The 11501-nt window shown below is 70.9% G+C and carries 11 protein-coding genes; 7 read left to right on the top strand and 4 right to left on the bottom strand.

The genetic code is table 11. The features are described 5' to 3' along the window. Positions 1-135 precede the first annotated feature (135 nt). Positions 136-1350 carry an MFS transporter gene (locus ACIA5G_RS21650; protein ID WP_395925806.1) on the bottom strand — a complete coding sequence of 405 codons (1215 nt, stop codon included), beginning with the start codon at positions 1348-1350 and terminating at the stop codon, positions 136-138. 378 nt (positions 1351-1728) lie between these two features. Here ACIA5G_RS21650 and ACIA5G_RS21645 point away from each other — a divergent pair, with 378 nt between their 5' ends. Then, positions 1729-2628: an SDR family NAD(P)-dependent oxidoreductase gene (locus tag ACIA5G_RS21645; RefSeq protein WP_395925804.1), complete on the top strand. Its 900-nt coding sequence runs from the start codon at positions 1729-1731 to the stop codon at positions 2626-2628. Here the strand turns inward: ACIA5G_RS21645 and ACIA5G_RS21640 are convergent, their stop codons facing one another. Beyond that, positions 2629-4485, bottom strand: coding sequence for an AMP-dependent synthetase/ligase (locus ACIA5G_RS21640; protein WP_395925802.1), 1857 nt, complete (start codon positions 4483-4485; stop codon positions 2629-2631). 198 nt (positions 4486-4683) lie between these two features. On the opposite strand from ACIA5G_RS21640, the gene ACIA5G_RS21635 reads away from it, so the two are divergent. The 5 genes from ACIA5G_RS21635 (at position 4684) to ACIA5G_RS21615 (ending at position 9807) form a co-directional block, all read left to right on the top strand. Then, on the top strand, positions 4684-5340 hold the full coding sequence (locus tag ACIA5G_RS21635) for a transcriptional regulator (protein ID WP_395925800.1): 657 nt from the start codon (positions 4684-4686) through the stop codon (positions 5338-5340). 586 nt (positions 5341-5926) lie between these two features. Beyond that, positions 5927-8437, top strand: a complete 2511-nt coding sequence (locus ACIA5G_RS21630) for a nitrate- and nitrite sensing domain-containing protein (RefSeq protein WP_395925798.1) — start codon at positions 5927-5929, stop codon at positions 8435-8437. Next, positions 8437-8856 (top strand): roadblock/LC7 domain-containing protein, encoded by a 420-nt coding sequence (locus ACIA5G_RS21625; protein ID WP_395925796.1) that lies wholly within the window; start codon positions 8437-8439, stop codon positions 8854-8856. The genes ACIA5G_RS21630 and ACIA5G_RS21625 overlap by 1 nt, the downstream gene beginning before the upstream one ends. Beyond that, a complete protein-coding gene (locus ACIA5G_RS21620) occupies positions 8853-9224 on the top strand; it encodes a DUF742 domain-containing protein (RefSeq protein WP_395925794.1) in 372 nt (123 codons plus the stop codon). Before ACIA5G_RS21625 ends, ACIA5G_RS21620 begins: the two co-directional genes overlap by 4 nt. After that, positions 9205-9807, top strand: coding sequence for an ATP/GTP-binding protein (locus ACIA5G_RS21615; protein WP_364363582.1), 603 nt, complete (start codon positions 9205-9207; stop codon positions 9805-9807). The genes ACIA5G_RS21620 and ACIA5G_RS21615 overlap by 20 nt, the downstream gene beginning before the upstream one ends. 25 nt (positions 9808-9832) lie before the next feature. On the opposite strand, the gene ACIA5G_RS21610 is transcribed toward ACIA5G_RS21615, so the two are convergent. Then, positions 9833-10282 carry a DoxX family protein gene (locus ACIA5G_RS21610; RefSeq protein WP_395925792.1) on the bottom strand — a complete coding sequence of 150 codons (450 nt, stop codon included), beginning with the start codon at positions 10280-10282 and terminating at the stop codon, positions 9833-9835. 114 nt (positions 10283-10396) lie between these two features. On the opposite strand from ACIA5G_RS21610, the gene ACIA5G_RS21605 reads away from it, so the two are divergent. Then, on the top strand, positions 10397-10864 hold the full coding sequence (locus ACIA5G_RS21605; RefSeq protein ID WP_395925790.1) for an NUDIX domain-containing protein: 468 nt from the start codon (positions 10397-10399) through the stop codon (positions 10862-10864). Here the strand turns inward: ACIA5G_RS21605 and ACIA5G_RS21600 are convergent. After that, positions 10854-11501 carry an HAD family hydrolase gene (locus ACIA5G_RS21600; protein ID WP_395925788.1) on the bottom strand — a complete coding sequence of 216 codons (648 nt, stop codon included), beginning with the start codon at positions 11499-11501 and terminating at the stop codon, positions 10854-10856. The genes ACIA5G_RS21605 and ACIA5G_RS21600 overlap by 11 nt on opposite strands.

Raw genomic sequence — 11501 nt, 5'->3', positions numbered from 1 at the left:
TGCGTAACCGTGACGCCTGAGTCGGCCGCGAATTGCTCGCCGTCCCCAGCTGAATGAAATTCATGATCTTGCCTGTACGGAGAGGTGGCGACCGATGTCCAACCGTGACGGCTGAAACCCGGAGCGAGTATCCGTTCATGACAACCGCGGCTCCGGCTGCGGTCCGCCGGCCCGGCGCCAGGCCAGCGCCACCGGGACGGCCAGCAGCAGTCCCAGCACCCCGGCGAGCGCGATGGTCGTGTCGGCCGAACCGAGCCACTGCGCGACCAGCCCGCCGATGCCGACGCCCACACCCTGGGCGACCCGCAGCCCCGTCCGGTACAGCCCGCCGGCGCTGCCCCGGATGTCGTTGGGCACCCAGGTGATGAAGGTGGCCGACACCGTGATGACGTACGCGCCCGTCGCGCCGGCCAGCGCGAGCAGGATCAGCGCGAACGCGAGGTTCGGGCGCAGCGCGAACGCCGCCAGCGCGGCCAGCGGCAAGGCGGCCAGCACGCCCAGCAGCTTGCGGCGGTGCTCCGTCGAGACGTACCTCGAGAGCAGGAACGTGCCGAGCACGAAGCCCAGCGGGTCGGCGGCCAGCAGCCAGCCGACCGCCTGGTCGCCCGCGCCCAGCTGTGCGGCGAGCGGCGCGGCGAGGCCCTCCGGGATCACCGCGAGGCCGACCAGCCAGGACAGGTAGAGCAGCACCCGGAGCCGTTCATCGCCGAAAACCTGCCGGACGGCGCCGAACCACGGGGCGCCGCCGTCCCCGGCGGCTGGCCGCCGCACGACCAGCAACCACACGGCGACGGCCGCGACCAGGAACGTCAGCGCGTCGATCGCCAGCGCCCAGGACGTGCCGAGGGTGGTCACCAGCAGGCCGCCGACGGCGAGGCCGGCCAGCATCGCGGTGTTGTTCGTGATCCCGCGCAGGTCCTGGCTCTGCAGGTAGACGTCGTCGTCGGCGAAGATCTCGCGGCCCAGCGCGTTCTGCGCCGCGTTGCACGGCGCGTTCGCCAGCCGGGCGAAGACGAAGAGGACGAACAGCCAGGCCATCGGCATCCCGGGCAGGGCCATCAGCCCGATCAGCGCGGCCTGGGCGAACGAGCCGGTCACCAGCACCGCGCGCCGCGGGAACCGGTCCGCGAGCTGGGAAAGCCCGAGCCCGCCGGCCAGCGCGGGCAGGAACGTCAGGGAGTAGACGACGGCCGAAAGCAGCGGTGACCCGGTCCGGTCGAAGATCAGGATGGCCAGCGCGACGATGGTGAGCTGGTCGCCGAGCATCGACTGCGTTTCGGCGAACCAGAGCGCGCGGAACTCGCGGTTGGCCAGGACGGCCCGGAGCCGGGGCTTCGCGCGCGTCGCCACCTCGTAACCACCGTCCCCCGATCGAGTGAACCTGGACCGTCCGCATTGTGCCTCGCCAGTGACGACCCCGTCCGGGGGAGTCACGGTCGACCTCCCGGAAGCACTATCAGTATGCCGCCGACTACGCGCCGATGTCCCCGGAACGCCCACCGCTGCTCCCTTCGGAGCCGATCGGGTTACGCCACCCGCACGCCGCGGTGGTTCGCCGTGACCGGCGCGCGGGTACCTCCGGACTGATCGAACCGGACTCGCTCGGCGCAGGGCGGCGGCCGCTCGTCGTCGCGACGATGCCCCGTTGGCCCGAATGGGCCAAGACTGGACACAGAGCCGGCCGGGGTGGACGGAAGCGCCGCTGGCGCCGCAGAGCGGGGAGTGACGATGGACGGGTTGATGCAGGGCAAGTCGGTCGTGGTGACCGGTGCCGGGCGGGGGCTGGGTGAAGCCTTCGCGGTGCACGTCGCGCGCGCGGGCGGGTCGGTCGTCGTCAACGACGTCGACGTCGAGCTCGCCGAGCGGACCGCCGAAAACATCCGCGCCCAGGGTGGCCTCGCCGTGGCGAGCGGGCACAGCGTGGCCGACGCCGGCGAGGCGCAGGAGATCGTCGACCTCTGCGTCAAGGAGTTCGGCGGGATCGACGGCCTGGTCAACAACGCCGGGCTGAACTACGAGGCGCTGCCCTGGGAGGACGACGCCGAGCAGGCCGCCGAGCTCGTCCAGGTCAACGTCATGGGCGTGGTCAACACCGGGCTGGCGGCGATCAAGGCGATGGTCGACGCGGGCAGCGGCGGCTCGATCGTCAACATCTCTTCGGGCGCTTCGCTCGGGCAGCGCAAGCTCGGCGTGTACGCGGCGAGCAAGGGTGCGGTCGCATCCCTGACCTACTCCTGGGCCCTCGACCTCGAAGACGCCGGCATCCGCGTCAACGCCGTCTGCCCGCTCGCGCACACGCGGATGGTCTGGAAGTCCGAACGCTCACTGCGTGCCTGCCCGCCGGACCGCACCCCGTCGCGGATCGCCCCGGTCGTGCTGTTCCTGCTCGGCGACGGCTCGCACGGCATCACCGGCCAGATGATCCGGTGCAACGGCCCGCAGCTGCACGTCATGGGCCAGCCGTTCCTCAAGCAGCCGATCCTCGAGCGCCCGGTGTGGGACACCGAGACCGTGCAGAAGGCGTTCGACGAGGTCTTCTCCGCCCACCTGGAGAACTACGGCCTGGAAAAGCGCGTCCCGCCGCGGCTGCGCAAGTGGACGGAGTCGACCTCGCCCCGTACTGCCTGACTACGAACCGGCGGCCGGCTCCGGGGCGCGTACCGCCGCGTAGAGGGCTTCGATGTCGGTCGAGTAGCGGTTGTTGATGACCCGGCGCTTGAGCTTGAGCGTCGGGGTCAGCTCGCCGGATTCGGGCGTCCACGCCTTCGGCAGCACGTGGTAACGCTTGATCTGCTCGATCCGGGCCAGCCTGCTGTTGGCCGACTCGACCGCGCGTTCCAGCTCGGCCCGCACCGCGGGGTGGTCGGCCAGCTCCGCCGGAGTGGCCTCGACACCGTTCGCCGCGGCCCAGCCGGGTGCGATCTCGTCGTCGAGCACGATCAGCGCGGTCACGTACGGCCGGTCGTCGCCGATCGCGACCGCTTGGCCGATCAGCGGGTGCTCCTTGAGCAGCCCCTCGATCCGGGTCGGCGCGATGTTCTTGCCGCTCGAAGTGATGATCAGTTCCTTCTTGCGGTCGGTGATCGTCACGAAGCCGTCTTCGTCGATCGTGCCGATGTCACCGGTGGCGTACCAGCCGTCGGCGTCGGTCGCGTCGGCGATCGTGCCGTCCGCCTGCAGGTAGCCGAGGAAGACGATCGGGCCGCGCACGAGCAGCTCGCCGTCTTCGGCGACCTTCACCTCGACGTCGGCGAGCGGCTTGCCGACGGTGCCCGCGCGGAACGCCTCGCCGGAGTTCGACGTCGCCGCGCCGGTCGTCTCCGACAGGCCCCAGACCTCGCAGATCTCGACCCCGAGGCCGGCCAGGAAGTAGATGATCTCCACCGGCAGGGCGGCCGCGCCGCTGGAGGCGACGAGCAGCTTGTCGAGCCCGAGCAGCGCGCGCACCGGCGCCAGCGCGGCTTCGTCGGTCTTCGCGATCTTGTCGGCCAGCTCGGCCGGCACCGGCTGGCCGGCACTGCGCAGCTTGTAACCCTGCTGCAGCAGCTCGTTCGCCTGCAGCAGCGCGTTGCGCCGGTCTTCGGGCACGCTGCCGAGCATGTTCTTCAGGCCGGCGACCATCTTCTCCCACACGCGCGGGACGCCGAAGAAGCTCTGCGGGTGCACCTTGCCGAGCGCGCCCGCGACCGCGGTCGGGTCGGCGAGGGTGTGCACGTGGCCCGCCCACACGATCGGCAGGTAGATCGACAGCTCCCGCTCGGCGATGTGCGCGAGCGGCAGGTACGCGATGTTGGTCGCGTGCATCGGCGGGTGGTGCAGCTCGGTGACCGCGTACGCCTGGTGGATCGCGTTGCGGTGTGACAGCACGACACCCTTCGGGTCGCCGGTCGTGCCGGAGGTGTAGATCATCGACAGCGGGTCGTCGGGCTTGATCTCCTGCCACGACCGTTCGAACGCCTGGGGGTCGGCGGCAAGCGCTTCCCGGCCCTGGGCGCGGAGCGCGGCGAGGGAGACGAACCGGTCGTCACCGCCGGGGATCGCGGCCTCGTCCATCACGACGATGTGGCGCAGCGCCGGGAGGTCGTCGAGCACCGGCCGCCAGCGCGCCAGCTCGTTCTCCCCGCCGAGCACCACGACCGGCGCCGCGCTGTGCCGCGCGACGTAGGCGATCTGCTCCGGGCTGAGGGTGGCGTAGGCGGTGCACGGGATCGCGGACAGGTGCGTCGCGGCGAGGTCGGCGACGATGTGGTCCGGGCAGCCGGGCGCCATGATCAGCATGCGGTCACCCGCGGTGAGCCCGAGCCCGGCCAGCCCGCGCGACACCTCGGCGATCGCGGTGCGGAACTCGAGCCAGGTCAGCGTCGGCTGCCCTTCGAGGTCGAGCGAGGTGATCGCCGGCAGGTCGGCGTGCTCGACCGCGTTGCGGTGCAGGAGCCGCGGGATCGTCTGGCCTTCGGTCTGCTCGGCGACGGACGGGGTGGTCAACGCTGGCCTCCTCGAAAGGTAAGGATGGCCACACTGTAGGGGCTCCCGGGCCGGGTGGATAGAGAATCGCGGCCACGTCAGACGTCCCCTTCACGCGGCCCGGTGCGGTCAAGTCCCCACGACCGTCCACAGTGCACACGGGCGGCCGCGCGCGAACCGCGCTTCAATGGAAGGGACGGCTGACTCCGGGGGGAACCGATGACGCGCTCGGCTCGTGCACTGCTCGACGAGATCCAGAAGAAGCTCGCGCCGCGCGACGACGACAACCGGCTGGTCCCGTTGATCACCGCCGGCCGCGCGCCGCGGGCGGTGTTCGCCGCACTCGCCGCGGAGGAGAAGCTGATCACGTTCAGCGACTGGCGGAGCTTCCACGCGCTCGCCGCCCGCGCGGACGAACCGAACGCGCGCACCTTCTTCGGCGGCCTCGCGCCGGGGGAGCAGCAGGCGAACGGGATGCTCGACGCGTTGGTCGCCGCGGTTGGTCCGGACCACGGGAAGGAACGGCCGCGCGCGGGCTGCCAGGCCTACCCGGCGTACGTCGCCTGGCTCGCGCTGAACGGTGAGTCGTCGGCGACCGCGGCCGGGATCTACGCGAACTTCGCCGCCTTCGGCCGGTACTGCGGTGACGTCGCCGAGGCCATGCGCAGGCACTACGGCTTCACGGACGACGAGTGCGCGTTCTTCGACTTCTTCGCGGCGGACGTCCCGGAAATCGAAGAACAAGCGCTCGCCGCGATCCAGGCCGGCCTCACCGCGCACCGGCTCGACGAGCGTGAGGCCCACCGCTACGCCCGGCTGTTCCAGAGCTACGAGCTCCAGTTCTGGAACACCCTCGCCGACGAGTTCCCGGGCTGACCGCCGCGGAACCGGTACCGGAGCGATCGGGAGCCGTCCGACCACGGGATTCGCGGAATAGGGGGAATTCCGGCTCGCCGTCCGGGGAATCCGCGGCGAAGCTGTCGAATGCCGTGCATTTCCGCTTTCCGGAAGGCAGCCGGCCCGAACGAACCGGTCATGGGCCATCGTGGCCGCGGACTCGTGACCTTTCTCACCGAACGATTTGCCGCGTTCGTACGTAGCGGCCGCCGCCCCGGCGCTTGGGTCGATCGCACCACCGAACAGCCTGCACCCAAGGGGCGGAACGGAAGTAGCGCTGGGACGAACGTCACGACTTTCGGTGGTGGACTTTCCAAGCGCAGGCAGCAAGTGTGGAAGGGTCACCGTTCCAAGATCACGTTATCGCCACGGACTTGACGCGCCCTGGAGGGCTGCCTAACGTCGTCGCGGGCGAAGCAGACCACGGTGATGTTGATCCGGCTGGTCGGAATCCGGGTGTTGACCGCCTCGGGCGACCCGAAACCATGTACTGCCGGAAGGAAAACGGACCCAGGTGAAGCAGATTTCTCTTCGACGCAACCGGGGATCCTCGATTCGGAAGCGCGTGCTCACGATCGCGCTGATCCCCAGTGTGGCCTTGCTCCTCGTAGGCGTGGCCCTCGCCGGCTACCTCATCTACGACGCGGTCACGGGCCGTGACTACGTCAACCGGATCCGGGGCTCGGAAGCTCCGTCGATCCCGTTCTTCGGCGCGCTGCAGCAGGAGCGCCAGGCGACCCTGAGCCTGCTCGCCGGCCAGAGCAACCAGCGGGCCGTGCTCGCGGCCGTCCGCCCGAAGACGGACCAGAACGCCGCGAAGACGATCGAGTACCTGAGGGACAACTTCGCGGGTTACGACGACACCCCGCCGAGCGTGCAGAAGAACATCGCCACGTTCTTCGGACTCTTCCAGCAGCTCCCGCAGACCCGGCAGGCGGTCGACAGCGGCCAGATCCAGATCGGCCAGGCCTTCACCTTCTACAACAAGATCATCGACCAGTTCACCGACGGCCTGGCCGGACTGGCGCAGAACGCGCGCGGCGCGCAGAACGCGTTCGACCGGCTGACCGCCATCCCGATGTTCAGCGCGGCCGAAGCGATGCAGCGCAGTGACGCGCTCGCCGCGGCCGGGCTCGCCGCGGGTGGGCTGAGCAACGAGGACTTCCGCACCTACGTGGGTCAGGTCGGTGCGTACCACGCGCAGCTCGACTCGTCGGCGCCGAAGATGATCCCCGAAGTCAAGGCGAAGTACGACCAGCTGCTGGCGAGCCAGCCGTGGCAGACGGTGACCCAGGTCGAAACGGCGTTCCTGCGGGGTGACCTGACCAAGCTGCCGGTGGCGCAGGACCAGTGGCGCACCAGCGCCCGCCTGGTCGGCGACGCCCTGTCGGGCATCTTCGTCCTGCAGAGCTCGAACGCCAGCCAGGCCGCGATCAACGACGCCGACTCGACGTTCACCGAGTCGCTGATCGCCGGTGTGGTCGCGGTCCTGTTCGCGGTCTTCGTGGTGTTCGTCGCCGTCCGGCTGTCGAACCGGCTCATCGGCCGGCTGCACCGGCTGCGTGAGGACACCCTCGACGCGGCCGAGGTCCGGCTGCCCGAACTGGTCGCCCGGGTCCGGGCGGGTGAGCCCGTCGACCTCGAAGAGGGCGGGCACTTCCTCGACCACGGCACCGACGAGATCGGCCAGGTCGCCGACGCGTTCAACAAGGCGCAGCAGACCGCCATCGCGGCCGCCATCGACGAGGCGAAGGTCAGGGAGGGCACCAAGACGGTGTTCCTCAACATCGCCCACCGCAGCCAGGTCATCGTGCACCGCCAGCTCAAGGTGCTCGACCAGGCCGAGCGCAAGCAGGAGGACCCGGAGCAGCTGGACACGCTCTTCCAGCTCGACCACCTCTCCACCCGCGCCCGCCGGAACGCGGAGAACCTGATCATCCTCGGCGGCGGGCAGCCGGGCCGGCAGTGGCGCAACCCGGTCGGGCTGGCCGAGCTGGTCCGCGGCGCGTCCGCCGAGACGGAGGACTTCGCCCGGGTCAAGACGGCGGCGCTGCCGCAGATCGCCGTCCGCGGCCCGGTCGTCGGCGACCTCGTGCACCTGCTGGCCGAGCTGATCGACAACGCGACGTCGTTCTCGCCGCCGCAGTCGCGGGTCGAGATCCGCGGCAACGTGGTCGGCAAGGGTGTGGTGATCGAGGTCGAGGACCAGGGCCTCGGGCTCGAGCCGGACCAGACCGAAGAGATCAACGTGATGCTGGCCGACCCGCCGGACTTCGGCATCATGGCGCTGTCGGACGAGCCGCGCCTGGGCCTGTTCGTGGTCGCGCGGCTGGCCGCCCGCCACGGCATCCAGGTGCACCTGCGGGAGTCGGCCTACGGCGGCACCCGGGCCATCGTGCTGGTGCGCACCGACCTGCTCGCCCCGCTCACCGAGCTCGAGCCGGAGCAGCCGATCACCCCGCCGAAGCCGGAGCTCGTGCCGAACCCGGTCGAGCCGGACCAGGGCAACGACGAGGTCATGCCGCTCAAGCGGCCGCAGCGCCGCCCGGCGCGGCACCGCACTGAGCCGCCGATGGCCGTGCCGCCCGCACCCGTGACACCGCCGCCGGCCCCGGCGCAGCAGCCGCCGTCCGCGCCGACGCCGGTCCCGGTGGGGGTCGTCTCCGAGCCGGTGAGCCAGCCGACGCAGGCCCAGCCGACCCAGGTGCAGCCGGCGGTGACCCCGGCCCGGCCCGCGTCGCCGCCCGCCCGGACCGCGCGCCCGGCGCGCCCGGCCGCGCAGCAGCCGGTGTGGCCGCCGCAGGAGCCCGGGCCGCGGGCCTCGGTGCCCGAAGGCCGGCCGCAGCAGCCCCGCCGCCCGGAGGCCCCCGGACGTCCGCCGTTGCCGCAACGGCGACGTCAGCAGAGCCTCGTTCCGCAGTTGCGGGAAGATAGGCCCGCACAGGAGCGGGAAGAGGTCAGGCTGGACTCGCCGGAGTCCGCCCGCAGCCGGCTGTCCGCCTTCCAGCAGGGCACCCGCCGGGCCCGTGACGAGGAACCCGCCGAGAACGACGACAGGTACGGAGAGCGCGAGTAATGGCCAACTCAGGCGTCAGTGAGCTCGACTGGCTGCTGGACGACCTCGTCAAGCGGGTCGCCGGGGCGGATCGCGCGGTGGTCCTGTCCTCGGACGGCCTGCTCATCGGAAGGTCCGGGAACCTCTCCGAGGAGGACGCGGAGCACCTTTCGGCGGTCGCGTCGGCGTTCCAGAGCCTGGCGCGCGGCACCGGGCGGCACTTCGGCGGCGGCAACGTCCGGCAGACGATGGTCGAGATGGACCACGCGTTCCTGTTCGTGACCGCCGCGGGGCGGGGCGCCTGCCTGGCGCTCCTGGCCCGCGAAGACGCGGACATGGGCCTCGTCGCGTACGAGATGAACCTGATGGTGAAGCGCGTCGGCCAGGTGCTCACCTCGGCCCCGCGCACCGGCGCCGGCGTCCAGCCCACGTCGCCATGAGCGGACGGCACGAAGCCTGGTTCGACGACGAGGCCGGCCCGCTGGTCCGGTCGTACGCGGTCACGGGCGGCCGCACCCGGTCGGACACCCTCGGGCTCGACCTCATCACGCTGGTGGTCGCGCTGCGCACCGCGCACGAAGCGGGCATGCTCGAACCGGAGTACGCGCGCATCATCGCCCTGTGCCAGCGGCCGGTCTCGGTCGCCGAGGTCGCGGCCCGGGTCGATCTGCCGTTGCCGGTGGTCAAGGTGATGCTCAGCGACCTCATCGAGCAGAACCTGGTGCTGTTCCGTACCGCGGCGCCGGTCAACGAAACTCCCAACCGACACGTACTCCAGGCGGTTCTTGATGGCATCCGGAAACTCTGATCCCCGGCGGAACCTGACCGCGACCGCGGTCAAGGTGCTGATCGCCGGCGGCTTCGGGGTCGGCAAGACCACGATGGTCGGTTCGGTGAGCGAGGTGCCGCCGCTGCGCACCGAGGAAGTCATCACGACCGCCTCCGAGGGCGTCGACGACCTTTCGGGCATCGAGCAGAAGACCACCACGACGGTCGCGCTCGACTTCGGCCGCATCACGATCAACCCCGACCTGATCCTCTACCTGTTCGGCACGCCCGGGCAGGACCGGTTCTGGTTCATGTGGGACGAGCTGGCCGAGGGCGCGCTCGGCGCCGTCGTGCTGGCCGACACCCGCCGGTTGGACAGCTGCTTCGCGGCGGTCGACTTCTTCGAGCGCCGGAACCTGCCGTTCGTCGTCGGCGTGAACTGCTTCGACGGCGCGTACCGCTACGGCACCGAGGAGGTCCGGCAGGCGCTCGACGTCGGCATGGACGTCCCGCTGCTGCTGTGCGACGCCCGCGAGCGCGATTCGACGAAGCAGGTGCTGACCAGCCTGATGGAACACGTGATGGCGCGGTCCGACCTGGCAGCCGCCCAGGGCGGTTACTGATCGGACCGCGCTCGCTGCGTTCGGTTCAGCGCCGGCGACGCTTGATGAGCGTGTCGACGGCGAAGCGGCCCGGGCCGATCGCGGCGAACAGCAGGAAGACCCACGCGTAGACGGCGGACGGCTCGCCCATGTTCTGCAGCGGCAGCAGGCCCATCGGGGCGTGCACGGTGAAGTAGGCGTAGGCCATCACGCCGGACAGCAGCAGCGCGGCGGGCCGGCTGGCCAGCCCGACCAGCAGCAGCACGGCGCCGGCGAGCTCGAGCACGCTGCCCCACCAGCCGGGGTACGAGCCGAACGGGACGCCGCCGCCCTGGCCGTCGACGCCACCGAAGAAGCCGAATCCCTGCAGGCCGTGGAAGCCGAACAGGAACGAGATCACGATCCGCGAGGCGCCGACGACGATGCCGGTGACCGGGCTCTTGGCCTCGGTGCGGGTGGCGGCGGTCTGGGTCTTGGGGGCGATCGTGGTGGTCATTTCGGGGTTCCTTCCCTGGGTTCTTCCTTGCCTTCTGCCTACGCGTCGAGTGGCTTCTCCCCGGATCGACAACCCCGCCGAATCTTTTTTGGCGAGTTTCGGGAGACTGTGGTGATGGCGGGCAAACGCAGTGCCGGGCTCCTGCTCCACCGCGGGCGGGGCGACGACGTCGAAGTGCTGCTCGGGCACATGGGCGGGCCGTTCTGGGCGAAGAAGGACGCGGCGGCGTGGTCGCTGCCCAAGGGGGAGCTCGACCCGGACGAGGAGCCGGAGCACGCGGCGCGGCGCGAGTTCGAGGAGGAGCTGGGCCTGCCCGCGCCCGCCGGTGAGTACGTCCCGCTCGGTGAGGTGAAGCAGTCGGGCGGCAAGGTCGTCACGGCGTGGGCGGTCGAGGCCGACCTCGACCCGGCCGCAGTGGTGCCAGGGACGTTCTTGATGGAGTGGCCGCCGCGCTCGGGCAAGCAGCAGGAGTTCCCCGAGCTGGACCGGGTCGCGTGGTTCACGCTCGACGTCGCGCGCGAGAAGCTGGTGAAGGGCCAGCTGCCGTTCCTGGACCGGCTGCTGGCGCTGGTCAGCGGCTGAGCAGCGCCTCGAGCGGCTTGGCGGTGAACGCCGGCAGCACAACGTCGGCCTGGGAGAAGTCGAGGCTCTCGGTGATCACGTTCGGCACCGCGACGCAGGTCAGCCCGGCGGCCTTGGCGGCGGTGACACCGTGGGGCGTGTCCTCGAAGGCGATGGCCTCGTGCGGGTCGGCGTCCAGCGCCGCGATCGCGGCGAGGTAGAGGTCCGGGTCGGGCTTGGCCTTGTGGAGGTCCCCGGTGAGCACGGCGTCGAAGTAGCCGGCGAGGCCGAGCCGTCCGAGGTGCGGGTTCACCCAGCCCCCGGACGAGCTGGAGGCGACGGCCAGCTTCAGGCCGAGCTCCTTCGCGGCGTCGAGGTAGCTCAGGACGCCTTCACGGGGCCCGAGGGTTTCGAGCAGTTCGAAGACCCGGGCTTTCGTCTTCGGCCGGAGCGCTTCGGTGTCGACGCCCGGCACCAGCTCGGCGAGCAGGCCGAACATCGCGGGCGTGGTGTGCTGGGTCCCGATGACGGCGTGCCAGGCCGCCAGCGGCAGTTCGGCACCATGCTGGCGGAAGACCTCCTGCCAGGACTGCAGAACGGCGGACTCGGTGTCGGCAAGCGTGCCGTCGAAGTCGAAGACCAGAGCGCGGGTGGGCAC

It is taken from the genome of Amycolatopsis sp. NPDC051758 (genome assembly GCF_044453095.1).
Taxonomy (GTDB): Bacteria; Actinomycetota; Actinomycetes; order Mycobacteriales; family Pseudonocardiaceae; genus Amycolatopsis.
Note: the sequence above shows the minus strand (reverse complement) of the source record. Positions and strands in the feature narration are given on the sequence as shown.